Source organism: Priestia aryabhattai, assembly GCF_023715685.1.
In the GTDB taxonomy this organism is placed as follows: Bacteria; Bacillota; Bacilli; order Bacillales; family Bacillaceae_H; genus Priestia; species Priestia aryabhattai_B.
Genome location: NZ_JAMBOQ010000002.1, coordinates 459,451 through 476,857 on the forward strand (window position 1 = coordinate 459,451; position 17,407 = coordinate 476,857).

Genomic DNA, 17,407 nt, shown 5'->3' on the forward strand with positions numbered 1-17,407 from the left:
CTGCAGGAACAATCATTTTAACTAGACGTGTTTTTCTAAAAATCAGGATTTGATTATTTAGAAAACGGGTACTGTAATAAAGAAATAAGAAGTAAAAATTACATAGCTTAGGATTGACAGCTTATAGTTGTAAATGTAAGATAACTGCGAGCTGCATTTTGTATGATTAAAACATTAAAATAAGCCGAAAACTGAAAAAATAAATAGAAATTGTAAGATGAGCGGGTAAGGAAAAGGAGATTAAAAAATGAATATTGCATTTTTCTTAGTACCAAAAAGTGATGTTGTAACATTAAATATTCAATCCACATTAAGACAGGCTCTTGAAAAAATGGAGTATCATCGCTATTCTACAGTTCCGCTGGTTGACGATGATGGTAAATACGTAGGCGTTCTTACTGAAGGAGATCTTCTTTGGAAGTTAAAAAGCCTAGGAGACTACCGCTTTCAAGATACGGAAAATATTAAATTAACAGAGATTGACCGCTATCAAGATTATAACCCAGTTGCTATATACGATAAGGTTCAAAACATCCTTTCAAAGGCAATTGACCAAAATTTTGTTCCTGTAACGGATGATCAAGGTGTATTTATTGGAATTGTGAGAAGAAGAGAAATTTTAGAGTTTTATGCAGAAAGCGCAAATAAAGTGAAAAATCAAATATAGAAAAAAGTCATCTTTGAATGACTTTTTTGCATTATTTTTTGCATTATTGTCCTATACATACTTCTAAAAACAGGCTTAGGTCATGGCCCACAGCAATGCACTTCCTTGTACTAGTTTACATAATCTATTTATATATAGGTATAAAATTGCCTATATAAATCTTATTTATAGATAAGGATGGTTTATGTGAGTTACTACAATAAAAAGAAGTGTTGCTGGTGTTCTAATCAGTATTATTACAAATCTCATGGCTACGATCCAAAGAGTAGCCATGAAGAAAAATGCTGTCATAATGATTATAAGCATAACGATCATTGTCCTAAACATGATGATCATCGTTCAGGTCATAAAAAATGTCATCATGGCGGTAACCACGGTGGCGATCACGGCGGCAATCGCGGTGGCGATCACGGCGGTAACCGCGGCGGCAACCACGGTGGCGATCATGGCGGCAATCATGGCGGCAATCATGGCGGTAACCACGGTGGCGATCATGGCGGCAATCACGGTGGCAATCACGGTGGCAATCACGACGGCTGTAGAAGACGTCGCTGCTGTTGGGGCTGGGTGTTTTAATTCAATAAATAATTGAATTAAAATCAAGCGTTAATTTAGCAGAAAGAACTCAATTCCTTGAGTTCTTTTTTTGTAAGTTGAAACTTATAAACGGTATACTTCGTATATATAGTAAGAGCATTTTGGAGGAGGAAAAAGAATGTTTAAAAAAATGTTTGCTAAAATTGGGGTTGGAGCTGCCAAAGTGGATTTACGATTAAATGAAACAGCCTATACGCTCGGTCATGTAATTGAAGGAGCTATTGTCATCCAAGGTGGAAACGTTCAGCAACATATTAACTTAATTGATGTTGAATTTTGGCTTGAAGTTCAAATGAAGAGCGGTCAAATGCATACACATCGTGTTGAAAGCCTGCGCGCAGCTTCTTCATTTATAATTAATGAAGGAGAGAAAAAAGAAATTCCATTTACATACCATTTACCTTTGGATCTTCCAATCTCTGCGAGCAATGTTGGCTATTTCTTTAAGACACACTTAGATATTGAAGGGGGAGTTGACTCAACAGACCGAGACCCTGTGCGTATTAAAGCTCCCAAAAGCTTATATCAGCTAGTGGAGGGCTTTGAAGCACTTGGGTTTAGAGAAAAACATCACTCAGGAAAATTTAATGGATACAAACAAGAATTTGCATTTTTCCCTACAGACTTTTTGAAGGGATATGTAAATGAGATTGAGTTTGAGGTAGCCATTGAACGAGAAGGTATCCGAATGCTGTTGGAGCTAGATTTGCCTTCTTTCGGCCGAGAGAGAGAAATAAAAAACGAACTCTTTTTTTCTAATGATGAATTAAGCCGTCCGTCCACTATTGCTCGTTTGCTGGAAGAAGCGATGGAAGAGATGATGGAAAATCCTCGAGACTATGAATATTATAAGCCTTCTCACTATGATCAGCATTCACATCACCCACGTATGAGCGGGTTAGGAGGAGCAATGGGAGGCTTTGCAGCCGGTATGTTAGGTGGACTGCTCATTGAGAATTTGATGGATGATATGTTTGAAGACTCGGCGCTTGGTGAAATAGGAGAAGATATTGAAGAAGCAGGAGAGGATCTGTTTGATGGAGATTTCTTTGATGGAGGAGACGATTGGTAAAAGGGATTTTGGATAAATAAAAAGGATGATTAATGATGATCATCCTTTTTTTCTTTCTTCTTTCTTTTTTTTACTTCTATATACTTAATGTGAAAATCTTCTATAATTAAAACTTTAAAGTAAAATTGCTCATGCTGAATGATATCATTTTTGGTCACATCAAACTTTTCGGTTAACACCCACCCGGCAATGGTATCTACTTCTTCGTCGCTAATATCTGTGCCTAGTAAATCATTTACTTGGCTAATGAGCATTTTTCCGTCAAGAATATAATGATCGTCTTTAATTTTTTGTACATAAGGAATTTCGTCCGTGTCAAACTCATCTCGAATTTCTCCCACAATTTCTTCAATAATGTCTTCTACTGTGACAAGTCCAGCGGTTCCACCATACTCATCAAAAAGAATAGCCATTTGAATGCGTTCTTTTTGCATCTTTACAAGCAAGTCATGAATAGGGACGGTTTCGATTACTTTAAAAATAGGCTTGACGTACGATTCTAACGTATTGGTGCCGTCTTTTTCGTTGAATACAATATCGTTATAAATTTCTTTAATATTAACGAGACCTATTACTTTATCTTTATCTCCATCTTCAACAATTGGATAGCGCGTATATTTTTCGACATTTGCGATTTGCAAAAAAACCTCTACCACATCGTCTTTAGAAGCACTTACAATTTCCGTACGAGGAACCATTACTTCTTTAGCTAAACGATCATCAAAATCAAAAATTTTGCTCATATATCGATATTCCGATTGATTGATTTCACCGCCTTCAAAGCTCTCAGATAACAAAATGCGAAGTTCTTCTTCACTATGAGCAGCTTCATTTTCTGAAATCATCGTTATACCAAAAAACTTGGTCAACATACGAGCTGAGCCGTTTAATATTTTAATGAACGGATACATAAGTTTGTAAAACACGATAATCGGTTTTGCAAAGTTCAGTGTAATTTGTTCAGCCATCTGAATAGCAAACGTTTTAGGAGCTAATTCTCCTAAGACAACATGTAAAAAAGTAATAACAACAAATGCAATGACAAAAGATAAAATACCAGCAAGCGGCTCATTAGTATGGAAGGTAGTGAAAAGAGGGTGAAGCAACCGATCTAGCGTCGGTTCACCAAGCCAACCAAGCCCGAGAGCTGTGATGGTGATACCAAGCTGACAAGCGGATAGATATTCATCTAGATGCGTAATAACGTGTTTGGCAGACACAGCTTTTTTATTTCCTTCTTCTAAAAGCTGGTTGATTTTTGAACTCCTTACTTTTACAATAGCGAATTCTGTCGCTACAAAAAAAGCGGTTAATGCAATTAAAACTGCGACTAATAGTAATTTTAGGGCGATCATCAAAGTCACCACCTTGTATGTAAATGTATATCTTAAGTGTTAGCCAAAGTGGAGAAAACATGTATTAAATCCGGAAAAGAAAAACGCACATAAAAAAACTGCTTCTATCTTTAAAAAGAAAAAGAAGCAGTTTATTATGTTACATGTTCATTTAGGGGAATTAATCTTAACTTTACCATCATGGTCTATCACATATCGGTTCTACAGTTCAACTGACTATTAGCAAACGTATTGCGAGCGTGTTATGACACCTCCTTTAACTGTAATCCGAGTATATATGATGCATCCCTCACTCCTTTCTATTAGTTAACTGTATTATAATACATAATTAATCAAAATACTACAAATATTCAGAAAATAATTCAAAATGCATAGTTTTTTGTCATTTTCTGAAATATATACGCAAAAATAGATAGCCAAAGAGCTATCTATTTTTGATCAGTGCACCTTATGATTATTAGGCATCTGAGGAGAGGCAGTAGCTTTTGCAAAACTTGTGATCATTTGCTGCATATCTTCTTTTGCAAGCTGTGGCACTTGATAATAATAATGTTTGTTTTGATAAAGAGAAATTTCATAAGCCATTTCAATCCAATTAGGAACACTGTCTCCGAATATTCGGCGAACAACAGGATTTGTTATTTCTAAAGCGGTCATTGTTAAAAGAGATGCTTGAGACTTGACTAGACCTAGCATATGACCTGAAATTCCTTTTTCACTAATTTCCTCAACGGACTGATTCGGCTTTTTAGGCTGCGAAGGCTTTAAGCCATAAACAAAGTTATGAGACTGCTTCATGTTATATACATGTGTAGAACCGGCCGGCTTTTGACCAGTGGAAAAAGCTTCTACGATTAAATTATATTCGTCTAAAATAAACTGATATTGCCGATCAATGATATCAAGCAGTTCTTGCTCTTTTACATATTGCCTAAACATCATAAATTGATCCATTACATTAATCGAGCCGGCAAGTGTTTCATGGACATCAAATAATTCATGCCCTCCATGATTTAATTGAGAAGGGACAGCTCCAGTTTGCATGTTTGTAGGAAGTTCGTGATTATTCATACTAAGTCCTCCTTAAAATCGGTATCGACTATAGTCTTTAAACTTCTTCAGGTTTTATACTCAAACTTGATTTATTCATAAAATGTTGCTCTAAATAACTAAATTTACATCTAGTTATTTTAATTAAAGGGTAAAAGTGAAAGGGTTTTATGAAAAAAAAGCGAATATCAATAACAATTCACGATCTATAGATAGGGGAATCAAAAAACATGAATGAGCTGCTGTCATACTCAAGTGAATTAAAACACGAAGCAAATCAACTGGTGGTATCCAATCATTTATTCAATCTGTTAAGAGAATATGGTTGCCCTCTCTCAGGGGAGAGTTTTGAGTTAAATGTCATGACAAATCGCATCATTAATTTTTACGTAGGAAATGATGAAATGGATGAAGAATCTATTTTTCACATGGGGTATCAGCTTACAAAGCGTTTTAACCCTTATAAGGTGATATTTGCTAATGAAAAAGATAAGTATCAGTGGAGTGTGTATATGATTCAGAAGGGAGAAGAGTGGAAGCTTGATATTTCCGTGCTTCCAGAAAATATCGTGAAGGGCAAAGTTGAGAAACAAAAGTTATTAAAATCACTTCTCACTGAAAAGAAGCGGGAGTGTATTTTATTTTTCAAGCAGCAAAGCGGCTATAATCGCTACTATACGAGTGATCATGTCTATAAGGCTGTGCTAGAAGATGACATTCACGATGATATGTCTTTTTTTATGTGGCTGCAAAGACAAAAAAAAGTAAATCAACAAACGTAAAAAAGAGCCGATTGGGCTCTTTTTATGCGTTTACAGATGTTTTTACAGGTAAAGCAGCTTTTAGCATCCAAATATGTTTTTCAATGTTGCCGATTGTTCCAATGAATAAGTCAGCTGTTACGTGATCATGCGCTGCTTCAGCTTTTTCAACTGCATTTTTTAAGTTTTTAACAAGTAACGTATAGTCATTAATTAAGGTTTCTACCATTTCTTCACTCGTTTGCTCGTTTCCATCTTCAGAAAGAGTAGCTGCTTGTAAAAATTGCTTCATTGTAGCAATTGGGCTTCCTCCAATAGCTAGTAAGCGTTCTGCATATTCATCTATATAGTCCGCCGTCTCATTATAGAATTCTTCAAATTTTTCATGAAGCGTAAAAAATTGAGGCCCTTTTACATACCAGTGAAAGCGATGTAGCTTCGTATATAATACATTAAAATCGGCAATTTGTTGGTTTAATACGTTTTCTAAATTCATAGTTAATAGCCTCCTAATGAGTTGTTGTTATCTTATGTTTATATTATATCAAATATCAAATTAAAATCAATACTTATTTATAATTATTATTAAATGATAATTATAGTGCTTTTAAATTGTAGTTATTCTCTTCAAAAACTTTAAAGATATGATAGGATAGAGCAAGACAATTGAAAGGAAGAAGGGTTAGTCATGCATATTACGCCAGAAGCAAAACAATTAATTAAAAATATACTTGAAGAGCAAGAGATAACAGGAATTCGCTTGTATTTCAAAGGAATTAGCTGTGAAATCCCTAATATTGGGTTAGCTTTTGAAGAGCCTTTTGAAAATGATGAAGTGTATGAAGTCGACGGAGTACAAGTAGCAATGGAAGCTTCTATTGTTCCTTATACAAATGAATTAATGTTAGATGTTCATACAACGCCATACGGCCCAGGTTTAGCATTAGTTGGGGCTAAAGAGGCTGAGTAAAAAATTTATGTAAGAGAAGCTAACAGGTTTGTTGTTTGTTTTGGTAAACCTTGGTTTACTTAATTCAAACGTTAGTGAAATGGAGGGGGACCTATGCTTCTTTCTCATCATGTAACGGTTGAACAAAGACAGCAAATCAAACACTTTAAGCAGCAAATACAAGACGCAAAAACGCTAGATGAGCGCCGTTTGTATCAAGACCAGCTAAATAAATTTGTTGAGCGCCTGTTTATTGAGAATCGCTTGCAGCGCAGCGGCGAACAATAAAAACCACCTAGAAAAGAAGCCTTCAAAGAAGGTTTCTTTTTTTTCAAGTAGATTATTATACTTTTTTACATCTTGTAATTATGCATTTTCTTATATATCGTCCTTTATCTACCTGAAATTCGGTTTTCTGTATGAATATAGCACTAAAAACGTGTAAGTAACTATCAAATGAAAACGCTTTCTGTTATAGTTAAGGTATAGAATTGTACTTGTTCACCTACAATGTTCATAAGGAGTGGTTTGTATGATTGAAAAAGGAAACTTCTTAATTGGTTTAGCGTGGGGAACATCTTTGAGCATACCTTTATGGATTGCCTTCTTTGGCTGGATAAAATTAGTTTGGCGCTTGCTTTAAATAAATAAAAACAAAAAAGAGTAAAAAACTTCAGTGCATATGCGCTGAAGTTTTTTTGAAATATTATAAATAAGCATTAAGAACTATTAAATAAATTATTTTTTGTGGCGATAAGTAAATAAGACTACTACAAATCTTATTTTTAGATTTTTTAAGATTCTAATGTTTTAGTTTTTATTACATAATAGAGAGAAGGAGTAAAAATTGAAAAACTATCGTTTAGTAAGTTTCTCTACCTTATTTATCTGTCTACTCGTTTTGTTCATTTCACCTTTTCAAGATATATCTAGTGCATCAACTGATAAATATCAAAATTTCAAGCAGCTCTCACAGCATGAGTCTTCAGCTAGCTATAGAGTGACGACCAAAGAAACGAAAAGCCCTGTCCTTATCTTCGCTCCACACGGTGGAGGAATTGAAGGAGGGACAAGCGAAATTTCCAAAGAGCTTGTCAAACAAAACGCTCTTTACCTATTCGAATCGTTAAAACCGAAAGGATCACGAGACCTGCACATCACAAGCACTCATTTTGATGAGCCTACAGCGCGTAAGATGGTAAGCAAGTATGATAATGTTTTATCTCTTCACGGGTATTCTGGGAATGAAAAACATATTTTTGTAGGGGGAACTGATCGGGAACGTGCAAAAAAATTAACGCAATTATTAAATCAAAATGGATTTCCGGCGGAACTTATCACAAAAGGGCACGATGAGATTGCAGGTATTAATCCTAGAAATATTGCAAATAAAAATCGTACCGGCAAAAGTATTCAATTAGAGATTAGCCAACCGCTGCGAAATGCTATGTTTCATTCATTCACTTCAAAAGGAAGAGCTTCGTCTAAAACTCAAACTTTTTATAGATTTACAAATGTGCTTTCTACATTTGTTTCCACTTCTTACTGAATCAAAAAGAGATTGAGACATAACTACATCAATCCCATCTAAAGACGAACAAACTAGATAAATGAGCTAGTATGGATCACTGGTTACACCGCTGTTGATTTCCATGCAAGGCTTCGCTTTCCGCGGGCGGCCGATGAGCCTCCTCGTCGCTTGAGCTCCTGCGGGGTCTCATCTGTTCCGCTTTTCCCGCAGGAGTCTTCGCCTTGCCCTCCAATCAACAGCTAGAAGCAATTAAACACATTAAACCTACGTCCACCATGACAGCAAAAAATCAGAATCATTAACCAATAATTTCGATTAATAGTTCTGATTTCTCTTCAACTAAAATATTTTTGTCCCAGCCTCTTTTTTATAAACTAGTTTCGCTACTCCTGACTTATAATAGGTTTCCAGTTGAAATCTTTTACGTCTTGAACAGAAGGCTTTCTCACGTGCTGTAAGCTTTCTTTATTACACGCTCCATAAACTATAAAATTTTGCTGAGCTTCTATTAAAGAAATAGAGTTAGCTCCTAGTTCGTTGGCATTCAGCTTTTGATACGGATCGTCTTCCCAAAAACATATCTCACAAATATCATAGTCACCATCACTGTCTAACGATTGATAACCACAGCAAGGGCATGTATACTTTTTCATTGTTCCTATCCTTTCTGTATGGATTTTAAGCTAGAAAAGAGTCAGCCATCTTATTTAACTATTTTACTATATTTAAGGGTAATCTAAAAGAATATTCAAAAAATTACAGCGGCATATTCCTTAGGATTTGTGAACATTTTATAACGAATTGGTGATAGTTATTGTGAGACTGAGTAAAAAAGGAGTACACTTACTAGGAAAATAGATTGTGTTCGGAAACGTCTACATAAAAGCATTTTTGGATATGATGAAAAAAGAAAAAAGAGATAGGGAGTCATAAATATGAAAAAAATAATAGGTTTACTTTTAGCATGCTTTTTAGCTGTCCCGACAGCTAGTTTTGCTCATACACATGTGCAAACAACAGTGCCGGAAAATGGTGCAACTGTTACAGCTCCTTTAAAAGAAATTAAATTAAGCTTTGAAACGCACATTGAGAAAATCAGTACTGTGACTGTTACAAAAGATGGGCAAAAAATTTCACTTGCATCGCAAAAAGTAGAGGGTCATGATTTAATAGCTTCTGTTGATCAGCCTCTTGAAAACGGCTCTTACGCAGTAAACTGGGAAATTGTAGGGGAAGATGGTCATGTAATGAAAGATTCGATTGCTTTTAAAGTAGATTTGAAAGATGAAGCGAAGGAAGAGAATACTCAAGCAGCCGGAAAAGATAGTGAAAAAAAGCAAAGCGCCACTCAATCCGAACAAAACAAAAAAAGTGAAGTAGCAAATGATGATGAGAAAGCAGAGAATAATGATTCTTCATCGTTTTTTGTCATCATGATTATTGCTATTGTAGTGGTGGTTGGAGCATTACTCTTGATTTTCAGAAAGAAAAAGGCTTAAAAAGATGAGTATATGGTTGCCTGTTTTTGAGTGGTTCACATACGTAGCTCTTTCCTTATTATTAGGGTTTGCCGTACTGCAATATGTGCCGCTTACAAAAAAGCCAACAATTTTATTATCAAAGCGATGGCTACTTGCAAGTGCAGCGGCTGTCGCTATTTTTTCGGTTGGAAATTCGCTTGAGATTATTTTATCTTTTTCAAAAATAAGAGGGTTAGGTGAAACGGTTCGTCTTGTATTGTTAGAAACACGAACAGGACACGCTTGGATCTTTGTTGTATTAATGGCTATTTTATGTATGGTTGCTGTTTCAATAGAAAGCCACCCTCATATGTATACATTGCTGACTGTGGCGTTGGTGGGAGGAATCGCTTATGCAAGTCACGCAGCATCCGCTTCTGCGCTTAGCGGGATGCTTTCTCATTCCCTTCATATTTTAGCAGTTGGACTGTGGGGAGGAGTGGTTCTGATTGTTGCAGCTTTTTCAAAAGAAACCTCCAATTGGAAAAGTTTCTTAAGCTGGTTTACTCCTTTTGCGATCACTTGTTTTGTGCTTCTTTCATTAAGTGGATTCATTTCGATGGTTATTATCATGGGGCTGTCCAACTATGTAAATTCATGGGCTACGGATTACGGACAGTCTCTTTTACTAAAGCATATTACGATTATTCCACTGCTTGCATTTGCCGTTATCAATGGTTTTCTTATGAAAAAAGCAATAAAACATCCAGAATATAAGCCCATGATGTGGATTCGAGCAGAAAGCATTATTTTACTTATCATTTTTTTATTTACAGCTATCATGGTGACGCAATCGCCGCCAACCAATATAAGCCATATAGCAATGGATTCATCGATTCTTCCCTTTATCTATGGGAAGCAAGTGATGCTTCCTCTAACGTTTCAAGTAACGGTTGTAGGAATTCTGTTCCTATTTGTCGCACTGCTGTTTTTTGTGTATTTACTTATTTGTTTTTACAAAAAGACAGTATGGCTTAGCGTATTAAGTGCAGGTCTGTTTGTTTTTGCTTTTTATATTGCGATGATGACAAGTATTCAAGTATAAAAACAGTGAGAAATATCTCACTGTTTTTTATTAGGCATTAAAAGCTGCGTTATCCCTCGGGCCTTTTCCCGGAGAGGGAGGCATCGGTATTTGAGAGTTAGAATCAGAGCCAGAGCCAGATTTAGAGCTGCTTGAAGGCGATACATTTCCTGCGTTTCCAAAAATAACGATACCACCAGAAATGGTTCCAATAGAAATAGATTTAATATAAACAGACATTCTTATTCAACCTCTTATCTAGTAAAAGAATTCAGTGTACCATATTATATGACCAGCTTGTCATTTTCGTATAGACGAGTTTGAAAAATAGGTAAAAGCTTAGAAGTTCAGGTTGAGAAAGAAAAAGGTGTAAAATGAGAGAGAACTTTGAAGGCAAAGTTTGAGGTGTCTGCCTGAGATGTGCATACCACCTATTAAGAGAATTAGAAAGGAATTAAAATGAAAACGAAAAAAGGAATTCAATTTTCATTTAAAAAATTGTGGTTGCTAACAAACCCTCCGACAGGAAAGTTAGTCATTTCGTTTGTACTGGCCTTAATCAATACGGGAGCTTCTCTTTCTATTCCTCTTGTCATTAAAGAAGTTATGGAGAAAATCGCAGCGGGCGTCTCACCACAGCTTGTGGCAGGACTCCTTGGTTTATTTGCTGCTCAAATGGTAACAAGCGCTGTATCGCTTTATCTCCTTGCTCAAGTAGGACAAAGTGTTGTAAAAGAACTCAGGTATAAAGTTTGGGATAAGCTCATAAAGCTTCCCATTTCATTTTACGATCACAACCGCTCAGGTGAGATGGTGAGCCGTATTACAAATGATACAACCATTGTGATGAATTTATTATCAACAGAAATGATTGACTTTGTTAAAAATATTTTATCGATTATCATTGCCGTCGTTATTTTATTTACGCTTGATGTGCCCATGACGCTCATTTTATTAGCAGTTATTCCAGTTATGTTTGTACTGGTTATGCCGCTAGCGCGAAAAATACATAAAATTTCGCGTGAACAGCAGGATAAAATGTCCAAGCTTACGGCTTTTTTAGCTCAAATGCTGAGTGAAATCCGCTTGATTAAAGTATCAGGTTCAGAGAAAAAAGAAGTTCATTCCGGCTTAGAATCGTTTCAATCGCTCTACCTCTTCGGTGTTAAGAGAGCTAAAGTTGAAGCCATCATTACCCCGATTATTAGCACGGTGATGACCGCTGTTATGATTGCTATTGTCGGGTTTGGTGCGTACCGGGTGAGTGAGGGATTTATCACTGCAGGAGAGCTCGTGGCTTTTGTTCTCTACCTTTTTCAAATTATGGTTCCGGTTGGTTCACTTACCCGATTTATCACAAGCTTTCAGCAAACCAAAGGAGCTTCAGAAAGAATCTTTGATATATTAGCTGAGAAAGAAGAGAACTATGAAAATGGAGCAATACTTGAACAGGTAGGGAGTTTAAGGTTCGATAAGGTTGCTTTTCGATATGAAGATAAACAAGTATTGCAGGAGGTTTCATTTTCTGCTAAAAAAGGCAAAGTTACGGCTTTTGTCGGACCTAGTGGAGCTGGAAAATCTACTGTTTTTTCGCTTATCGAACGCTTTTACGAGCCTTCATCGGGGCATATATTCATGGATGGAATAGACAGTCAAAACGCCAACTTACGTTCGTGGCGTCAACTGTTTAGCTATGTTCAGCAAGATTCTCCGATTTTAGCAGGAACAATTCGAGAAAATCTCATTTACGGATTGGAGCGCCGCGTGACGGATGAAGAAATAGAAGAAGCAGCGAAGTTAGCGAATGCTCATCATTTCATTCAGTCCTTTGAAGCTCAATATGAAACAATGATTGGAGAAAGAGGCATTAATCTTTCAGGAGGGCAGCGACAGCGTATCGCAATTGCCCGAGCGCTGTTACGTAATCCCCAGTTTTTATTACTGGACGAAGCGACAGCTAGCTTGGACTCCGAATCAGAAAAGCTTGTGCAAGAGTCATTGGAAACGGTAATGAAAGAACGCACATCACTCGTTATCGCTCATCGTCTATCTACAGTTATTAATGCGGACCAAATTGTTGTAATAGAAGAAGGGCGGGTTACAGGAAGCGGGACGCATAAAGAGCTGTTAGCCTCTCATTCTTTTTACCGGCGGTTGGTGGAGCAACAGTTTCAAACATCCCTATAGAACAAACAAAAAAAGACTGCTTGAAAACAGTCTTTTTTTAGATTATTTATTTAGCTTTTTAACTAATTCATCACCCATTAATTCAGAAGAAAAAGGATCTCGGCTTGTGACAATTTGATCATTTGCCCAAACGGCATATGCTTTTTTCTCCATCTCAGGGATGTAGTTAGCCACTTCACGAAGCTCTTGTTCTAAACTGTATGGTAAAAAAGGAAGTACTTCTTCCGGTTCAATTTCATCAGGATAACCGGTTACGTCTAATCCTTTAATTAATAATTCGTCATCGGATCCTTTCAAGAAAGCAAAAACAGAAGGTCCGTGGCACTCAGCTGCTAAAATACCTCCGTTATCGTATACTTTGTTCATAAGTGCATGCAAGTCCACATTTTTTGCTAAGTCAAACATAGCGCCGTGGCCGCCTATCACTAAGATAACGTCGTAGTTCTCAGCATCTACTTCTTCAAGTTTCATTGTCTGATCCGCTCTTCCTGATTCATATAATTTCTTATATGTTCCGTTTGGATCAAAGTCTTCTGAAATACTTCGAACGTCTACTTCCGGCTTACCTCCAAAAGGTGAGGCTAAATCAACGGTGTGCCCTGCGTCCTCAAGCTTTTGCAGCGGAGCAAATAATTCTTCTGCCCACCAACCTGTGTGATAATCTTTCTCTTCGTATCCGCTTGATAATACAGCTAACACTCTTGCCATGTTTATACCTCCTAAGTGATGTAAAACGTATAGTGATACATATCATGTATTCATTATGAACTGTACCCTATATAAAAAAACTTTAAACAATAGCAAGTTATGAAAACGTAGCGTGAATCATAAATAAAACCCAAAAGGAGATAGCAAATTTAAGATGCCACTTTTTATCTGTACGCTTATAGCGGTTCACGCCCATCACGAGCAGACAAGCTAGAACAGCCATCATGATAATTCCTGAAAGGTAAGTGAAATTTGCTTAAAATTCTTTTATCAAAGCCATATAACCATGTAAAATAATCAAAGCAGTTGATATAAGAGCAACGGGAACGTGCCACTGACGAACATACTTGGCTAAAAGTTGGATAAGCGGTTTTAATTCAAAATTGCCTTTTTTTATATGTGATAACGGCTTCCATTTTAATAATAAAAAAATAGGATAAATAGATAAAGCTGCAAAGAAACCAATTCGTGAGATTGAACCAAGCTCTTTAAAATTCCCTTCATATATTTTAGAATCAAGCGGAAGGGAATGTGTATAAAAAGGGATATAAATAACCTCTGCTACAACTAGTAAAGAAGATAAAGCAAAGATAAATATCACTTTTTTGCGCTCACTTTTATTTTTTTCAACATTTACAGCCATGATTTTTTAGCTGGGGATTTAGCTGAATTCATTTTCTTCCTTCTTAGAAAAAACTAGTTAGCATCAGTATGAACTTTTTTTCTTAAAAAATCTTTAAAATTCTTCTTTTTTAGAAAAATTCATTTTTTTCTTGTTAATACGCGCTATAGTTAAAGAAAGGGTTTAAAAAGGAGATGAATACATGAAAAAAAGAATAAGTACGTATGTAATCAGCCTTTGTTTACTTTTAACGGCCTGTGGTCAGGAGACAAGTCAAAGCACAAATGCTGAACAGCCAAAACCGTTGGATGTAAATCTTCAAGGTCCAGAAGTGTTGCAGAAAAATGAAAGCGGTATCTACAAAGCTGAAGTTACATATGGGGACGAAAAAGTGAAAAATGATGATGTTGAAATGATTGAGTTTGAAATAGAGAAAAAAGATGCGGAAGGGAAAGGAAAGATGTTAAAGCCTAAACAAGTAGAAGAGGGTGTATATGAGATACAAACATCTTTTGCTGATCCTGGCACGTATACCGTGCAATCACATGTTTCTGCAAAAGGTACGCATAACATGCCTCTTATAACCGTAACGGTTAAATGAAAGAAGCCAAGGACCCTATTCCTTGGCTTCTTTTCGCTTAGTATATCCATCAAATTCCCGTCCTAAAAAAGGAAAAGGTTATTTGGAACAGGATGATTTTTTCTATTGTCAATTAAAGTAATGGACTGAGCCAGCTGCTCAATTCCTCGTTTTATAATATTCTCATTTACTTGTGAGATGCTTAATCGGAGAAGAGTGTCTCTTTTATATTCTGGTAAAAAAAATCTAGAAGCATCATCAACATATATATGCTGCTCGTTTAGCATGTGAACGATTTGTTTTGCTGTTACATTCTCAGGCAAACTGATGGATAGATAGAATCCTGAAGTCGGTTTAGAAAAATGTGTATTAGCCGGTAACGATGATTCACATGCTTCTACAAGGGTTTGCATTTTCGTATGGTATACCTCTTTTATTTTTTTGAGATGACTAGTAAACATGCCGCTTTTTAAATAAATTTCAAGAGCACCTTGTGAAAGTGCTGAGCTATTAAAATCTGAACTAAATTTATATCGTAAAAAGTTGTTAATCATTAATGAAGGAAGAACGATAGCAGCAATGCGTAACCCTGGAAGAAAGATTTTCGAAAAGCTTTTAATGTAAATGACTCGTCCCGAAGGGTTAAAAGAAAATAAAGGATCTGATTTTGCATCGGGATCAAGGTCACCCAAAAAGTCATCCTCCACTATATATACATCGTATTTTTCGGCTAGCTCCACGATTTTTTTCTTCTCAAAATTTGTATAACAATGCCCAAGAGGGTTGTGAAATCTCGGAATAATATAGAAAAATTTTATATCATTGTTTCGAAAAATGTACTCCAAACGATCAAGATCAATCCCTTCCATCGATAGCTCGATCCCAAAAGTAGTAGCTTGGTGCAGCGTGAGGGACTCGATAAACCCGAAATAAGTGGGCTGTTCAATCAGAATATTGTTTTTTTCATTTGGAAATGGCATAGAAACTAATAAGTGAAGGGCTTGCTGCGACCCAGATACAACAACTAATCTTTCAGCTTGAGTGAATACCTGTAAATTCTGCAAGTGTTTCACTAACTGTACCCGTAATGAGTAAGAGCCTTGTTGATCAGAGTATGTAAAAAGCTCTTCTTTGTAGTGTTCAATCGCTTGGTTTATACAATGCTGAAATTCAAGATAAGGCATAACGTTTTTATCTGGACCAGCAGACAAGAAATCAATCACTTCATTTTCATTCGTCCTATGTTGAAATTCTGCCACAACGTAGTAGCCGCTTTTAGGAACAGAATAAATTAAATGCTCTTTTTCTAGTTCGCTGTAGGCTTTAATAACTGTATTCTTGCTACACGAAAAATGTTGGGATAGTCGGCGAACAGAAGGGAGTTTACCACCTGCAATAAGCGATCCATTTGCTAGGCCAAGCTTAATTTCTTCCATGATTTTCAGATATTTTAAACTCATAGGGTTATACTCCTTTAATTTGTAACCGTACAGATAGATAAAAGAATGATTTATTTTAGTAGTTGTACTGCGCTATCCTTTTAATTATATCAGAACCTTTTTTAGAAAAATGGTACAGTTCTGAAAAATGAAAAGACAGGGGTAGTGTAGGATGCAAAAAGAAACTAAAGAGAAAATGGGATTATTGTTGGGGTTAGTAGGTGTTATCTGTTTTAGCTTAACACTTCCTTTTACAAGCATTGCAGTCGAGTATTTCGGAACGACAGTCGCAGGTTTAGGAAGAACAGTTGTAGCTGCTATTTTAGTAGCTGTGGTATTAATTTTACGAAAAGAAAAATTCCCTTCTCCTCGTCAATTTAAAAGTCTGCTTATCGTTGCTTTTGGTGCAGTTTTAGGGTTTCCTCTTCTCACTTCTTGGGCAATGAAATCGTTGCCTGTTTCTCACGGAGCGGTTGAATTAGCACTCTTACCGCTAGCCACAGCCGGTTTTGCGATGTTTAGAGCAGGTGAACGCCCTTCTCTAAAATTCTGGATGTCAAGCATAATCGGTTCTGCAGCTGTTATCGTGTATGCTCTTCACCTTGGATTTGGTCAACTTCAGTTTGCCGATGTAGCTTTACTAGCAGCAGTGCTTATACTTGGACTGAGCTACGCAGAAGGTGGATTGTTAGCAAGAGAATTAGGTAGCTGGCAAGTAATTACTTGGGCCATTATCATCGGTGCTCCATTTTTTATTATTCCAGTTGGGCTAAGCCTTACAACTGAAATGCTTCATGCACCTTTACAAGCGTGGGTTAGTTTGATTTATCTCTCAGTAGTTAGTCAATTTTTAGCATACGTTGCTTGGTATAGCGGGATGGCTCTGGGTGGAATAGCCAGAGTTAGCCAGGTTCAATATTTACAGCCATTTTTGATGATTCTTTTTGCAACAGTATTTCTAGGTGAATCAATTACACTTTTCACTCTTGTTATAGCAATAATTGTTGTCTTTTCTGTTGTATTAGGCAAAAACGCTTCGGTATCCAAAAAGAGGCGTATCCACAAAAAATGCTGAATAAAGATGCTTAACGAACATGTAAATTTGTTGTAGAAAAAGAACATGCTCTATTTCCCCTTAGCAATCGACAGGTTCATTGGTTCGTTTGTTTTCTCTATGTATGTTTCAAGATAAAGACAAAATATAAGAAATGAATGAATTTCATATGTGAAAAAGGTATATAACGGTTTTTTTTCACATAGGTTGAACATTATACAAGAACTTGTACACTGAAAAGTATAATTAGACAAATAATTCGTATCGTGCTTGTCATATACATAGAGAGAA

The 17,407-nt window shown here is 36.3% G+C and carries 22 protein-coding genes; 11 read left to right on the top strand and 11 right to left on the bottom strand.

Going from position 1 to position 17,407, the window contains the following annotated elements; all coding sequences use genetic code 11:
- The first annotated feature begins 247 nt into the window (after positions 1–247).
- Positions 248–667 (top strand): CBS domain-containing protein, encoded by a 420-nt coding sequence (locus M3225_RS09215; protein WP_251392783.1) that lies wholly within the window; start codon positions 248–250, stop codon positions 665–667.
- A 339-nt stretch (positions 668–1,006) separates the two neighbouring features.
- Here the strand turns inward: M3225_RS09215 and M3225_RS09220 are convergent, their stop codons facing one another.
- Positions 1,007–1,270, bottom strand: coding sequence for a hypothetical protein (locus tag M3225_RS09220; RefSeq protein ID WP_251392784.1), 264 nt, complete (start codon positions 1,268–1,270; stop codon positions 1,007–1,009).
- A 112-nt stretch (positions 1,271–1,382) separates the two neighbouring features.
- On the opposite strand from M3225_RS09220, the gene M3225_RS09225 reads away from it, so the two are divergent.
- Complete coding sequence (locus tag M3225_RS09225; protein WP_251392785.1) at positions 1,383–2,336, top strand: sporulation protein; 954 nt, start codon at positions 1,383–1,385, stop codon at positions 2,334–2,336.
- A gap of 29 nt (positions 2,337–2,365) precedes the next feature.
- On the opposite strand, the gene M3225_RS09230 is transcribed toward M3225_RS09225, so the two are convergent.
- On the bottom strand, positions 2,366–3,691 hold the full coding sequence (locus M3225_RS09230) for a hemolysin family protein (RefSeq protein ID WP_251392786.1): 1,326 nt from the start codon (positions 3,689–3,691) through the stop codon (positions 2,366–2,368).
- A gap of 438 nt (positions 3,692–4,129) precedes the next feature.
- Positions 4,130–4,762, bottom strand: coding sequence for a spore coat protein (locus M3225_RS09235; protein WP_251392787.1), 633 nt, complete (start codon positions 4,760–4,762; stop codon positions 4,130–4,132).
- A 209-nt stretch (positions 4,763–4,971) separates the two neighbouring features.
- On the opposite strand from M3225_RS09235, the gene M3225_RS09240 reads away from it, so the two are divergent.
- Positions 4,972–5,523, top strand: coding sequence for a hypothetical protein (locus tag M3225_RS09240; RefSeq protein ID WP_251392788.1), 552 nt, complete (start codon positions 4,972–4,974; stop codon positions 5,521–5,523).
- Between the two features lie 22 nt (positions 5,524–5,545).
- Here M3225_RS09240 and M3225_RS09245 read toward each other — a convergent pair whose 3' ends face one another.
- A complete protein-coding gene (locus M3225_RS09245; RefSeq protein ID WP_045294899.1) occupies positions 5,546–5,998 on the bottom strand; it encodes a Dps family protein in 453 nt (150 codons plus the stop codon).
- Positions 5,999–6,190: 192 nt separating this feature from the next.
- Between M3225_RS09245 and M3225_RS09250 the strand changes: the two genes are divergently transcribed.
- From M3225_RS09250 to M3225_RS09260, 3 genes are all read left to right on the top strand, one after another.
- Positions 6,191–6,472, top strand: coding sequence for a Fe-S cluster assembly protein HesB (locus M3225_RS09250; RefSeq protein ID WP_251392789.1), 282 nt, complete (start codon positions 6,191–6,193; stop codon positions 6,470–6,472).
- 93 nt (positions 6,473–6,565) lie between these two features.
- Positions 6,566–6,739 (top strand): hypothetical protein, encoded by a 174-nt coding sequence (locus tag M3225_RS09255; RefSeq protein ID WP_251392790.1) that lies wholly within the window; start codon positions 6,566–6,568, stop codon positions 6,737–6,739.
- A 559-nt stretch (positions 6,740–7,298) separates the two neighbouring features.
- The gene (locus M3225_RS09260) at positions 7,299–8,000 is read left to right on the top strand and encodes a poly-gamma-glutamate hydrolase family protein (RefSeq protein WP_251392791.1); all 702 of its coding nucleotides are present in this window, start codon (positions 7,299–7,301) and stop codon (positions 7,998–8,000) included.
- Between the two features lie 83 nt (positions 8,001–8,083).
- Here M3225_RS09260 and M3225_RS29500 read toward each other — a convergent pair whose 3' ends face one another.
- Positions 8,084–8,218, bottom strand: coding sequence for a hypothetical protein (locus M3225_RS29500; RefSeq protein WP_285885348.1), 135 nt, complete (start codon positions 8,216–8,218; stop codon positions 8,084–8,086).
- Positions 8,219–8,365: 147 nt separating this feature from the next.
- Positions 8,366–8,635, bottom strand: a complete 270-nt coding sequence (locus M3225_RS09265) for a CPCC family cysteine-rich protein (RefSeq protein WP_045294904.1) — start codon at positions 8,633–8,635, stop codon at positions 8,366–8,368.
- 282 nt (positions 8,636–8,917) lie between these two features.
- On the opposite strand from M3225_RS09265, the gene M3225_RS09270 reads away from it, so the two are divergent.
- Both M3225_RS09270 and M3225_RS09275 read left to right on the top strand, forming a co-directional pair.
- Positions 8,918–9,481 carry a copper resistance CopC family protein gene (locus M3225_RS09270; protein WP_251392792.1) on the top strand — a complete coding sequence of 188 codons (564 nt, stop codon included), beginning with the start codon at positions 8,918–8,920 and terminating at the stop codon, positions 9,479–9,481.
- Positions 9,482–9,485: 4 nt separating this feature from the next.
- Entirely contained in the window at positions 9,486–10,547 is a 1,062-nt protein-coding gene (locus M3225_RS09275) for a copper resistance D family protein (protein ID WP_251392793.1), read from the top strand.
- Positions 10,548–10,577: 30 nt separating this feature from the next.
- Here the strand turns inward: M3225_RS09275 and M3225_RS09280 are convergent, their stop codons facing one another.
- Positions 10,578–10,766, bottom strand: coding sequence for a hypothetical protein (locus M3225_RS09280; RefSeq protein WP_251392795.1), 189 nt, complete (start codon positions 10,764–10,766; stop codon positions 10,578–10,580).
- A 219-nt stretch (positions 10,767–10,985) separates the two neighbouring features.
- Here M3225_RS09280 and M3225_RS09285 point away from each other — a divergent pair, with 219 nt between their 5' ends.
- Positions 10,986–12,713 carry an ABC transporter ATP-binding protein gene (locus tag M3225_RS09285; protein ID WP_251392800.1) on the top strand — a complete coding sequence of 576 codons (1,728 nt, stop codon included), beginning with the start codon at positions 10,986–10,988 and terminating at the stop codon, positions 12,711–12,713.
- A gap of 42 nt (positions 12,714–12,755) precedes the next feature.
- On the opposite strand, the gene M3225_RS09290 is transcribed toward M3225_RS09285, so the two are convergent.
- The 3 genes from M3225_RS09290 to M3225_RS09295 all read right to left on the bottom strand — a co-directional run bounded on the left by M3225_RS09290 (position 12,756) and on the right by M3225_RS09295 (position 14,064).
- Positions 12,756–13,421 carry a type 1 glutamine amidotransferase domain-containing protein gene (locus M3225_RS09290; protein ID WP_251392803.1) on the bottom strand — a complete coding sequence of 222 codons (666 nt, stop codon included), beginning with the start codon at positions 13,419–13,421 and terminating at the stop codon, positions 12,756–12,758.
- Positions 13,422–13,518: 97 nt separating this feature from the next.
- Positions 13,519–13,644: a hypothetical protein gene (locus M3225_RS29505; RefSeq protein ID WP_285885353.1), complete on the bottom strand. Its 126-nt coding sequence runs from the start codon at positions 13,642–13,644 to the stop codon at positions 13,519–13,521.
- Between the two features lie 33 nt (positions 13,645–13,677).
- On the bottom strand, positions 13,678–14,064 hold the full coding sequence (locus M3225_RS09295; protein ID WP_251392805.1) for a hypothetical protein: 387 nt from the start codon (positions 14,062–14,064) through the stop codon (positions 13,678–13,680).
- Positions 14,065–14,245: 181 nt separating this feature from the next.
- On the opposite strand from M3225_RS09295, the gene M3225_RS09300 reads away from it, so the two are divergent.
- A complete protein-coding gene (locus M3225_RS09300) occupies positions 14,246–14,644 on the top strand; it encodes a FixH family protein (protein WP_251392807.1) in 399 nt (132 codons plus the stop codon).
- A 62-nt stretch (positions 14,645–14,706) separates the two neighbouring features.
- Here the strand turns inward: M3225_RS09300 and M3225_RS09305 are convergent, their stop codons facing one another.
- Positions 14,707–16,083, bottom strand: a complete 1,377-nt coding sequence (locus M3225_RS09305) for an aminotransferase-like domain-containing protein (RefSeq protein ID WP_251392809.1) — start codon at positions 16,081–16,083, stop codon at positions 14,707–14,709.
- 151 nt (positions 16,084–16,234) lie between these two features.
- Between M3225_RS09305 and M3225_RS09310 the strand changes: the two genes are divergently transcribed.
- Positions 16,235–17,137, top strand: coding sequence for a DMT family transporter (locus M3225_RS09310; RefSeq protein ID WP_251392811.1), 903 nt, complete (start codon positions 16,235–16,237; stop codon positions 17,135–17,137).
- The last annotated feature ends 270 nt before the right edge of the window (positions 17,138–17,407 follow it).

What these genes read in the sequence shown, in the direction of transcription:
- M3225_RS09235 (WP_251392787.1), bottom strand. Translation starts at nt 4,762, where the DNA reads ATGAATAATCACGAACTTCCTACAAACATGCAAACTGGAGCTGTCCCT.
- M3225_RS09230 (WP_251392786.1), bottom strand. Translation starts at nt 3,691, where the DNA reads ATGATCGCCCTAAAATTACTATTAGTCGCAGTTTTAATTGCATTAACC.
- M3225_RS09270 (WP_251392792.1), top strand. Translation starts at nt 8,918, where the DNA reads ATGAAAAAAATAATAGGTTTACTTTTAGCATGCTTTTTAGCTGTCCCG.
- M3225_RS09275 (WP_251392793.1), top strand. Translation starts at nt 9,486, where the DNA reads ATGAGTATATGGTTGCCTGTTTTTGAGTGGTTCACATACGTAGCTCTT.
- M3225_RS29505 (WP_285885353.1), bottom strand. Translation starts at nt 13,644, where the DNA reads ATGGCTGTTCTAGCTTGTCTGCTCGTGATGGGCGTGAACCGCTATAAG.
- M3225_RS09240 (WP_251392788.1), top strand. Translation starts at nt 4,972, where the DNA reads ATGAATGAGCTGCTGTCATACTCAAGTGAATTAAAACACGAAGCAAAT.
- M3225_RS09215 (WP_251392783.1), top strand. Translation starts at nt 248, where the DNA reads ATGAATATTGCATTTTTCTTAGTACCAAAAAGTGATGTTGTAACATTA.
- M3225_RS09300 (WP_251392807.1), top strand. Translation starts at nt 14,246, where the DNA reads ATGAAAAAAAGAATAAGTACGTATGTAATCAGCCTTTGTTTACTTTTA.
- M3225_RS09295 (WP_251392805.1), bottom strand. Translation starts at nt 14,064, where the DNA reads ATGGCTGTAAATGTTGAAAAAAATAAAAGTGAGCGCAAAAAAGTGATA.
- M3225_RS09250 (WP_251392789.1), top strand. Translation starts at nt 6,191, where the DNA reads ATGCATATTACGCCAGAAGCAAAACAATTAATTAAAAATATACTTGAA.
- M3225_RS09285 (WP_251392800.1), top strand. Translation starts at nt 10,986, where the DNA reads ATGAAAACGAAAAAAGGAATTCAATTTTCATTTAAAAAATTGTGGTTG.
- M3225_RS09225 (WP_251392785.1), top strand. Translation starts at nt 1,383, where the DNA reads ATGTTTAAAAAAATGTTTGCTAAAATTGGGGTTGGAGCTGCCAAAGTG.
- M3225_RS09245 (WP_045294899.1), bottom strand. Translation starts at nt 5,998, where the DNA reads ATGAATTTAGAAAACGTATTAAACCAACAAATTGCCGATTTTAATGTA.
- M3225_RS09290 (WP_251392803.1), bottom strand. Translation starts at nt 13,421, where the DNA reads ATGGCAAGAGTGTTAGCTGTATTATCAAGCGGATACGAAGAGAAAGAT.
- M3225_RS09280 (WP_251392795.1), bottom strand. Translation starts at nt 10,766, where the DNA reads ATGTCTGTTTATATTAAATCTATTTCTATTGGAACCATTTCTGGTGGT.
- M3225_RS09310 (WP_251392811.1), top strand. Translation starts at nt 16,235, where the DNA reads ATGCAAAAAGAAACTAAAGAGAAAATGGGATTATTGTTGGGGTTAGTA.
- M3225_RS09265 (WP_045294904.1), bottom strand. Translation starts at nt 8,635, where the DNA reads ATGAAAAAGTATACATGCCCTTGCTGTGGTTATCAATCGTTAGACAGT.
- M3225_RS09305 (WP_251392809.1), bottom strand. Translation starts at nt 16,083, where the DNA reads ATGAGTTTAAAATATCTGAAAATCATGGAAGAAATTAAGCTTGGCCTA.
- M3225_RS09255 (WP_251392790.1), top strand. Translation starts at nt 6,566, where the DNA reads ATGCTTCTTTCTCATCATGTAACGGTTGAACAAAGACAGCAAATCAAA.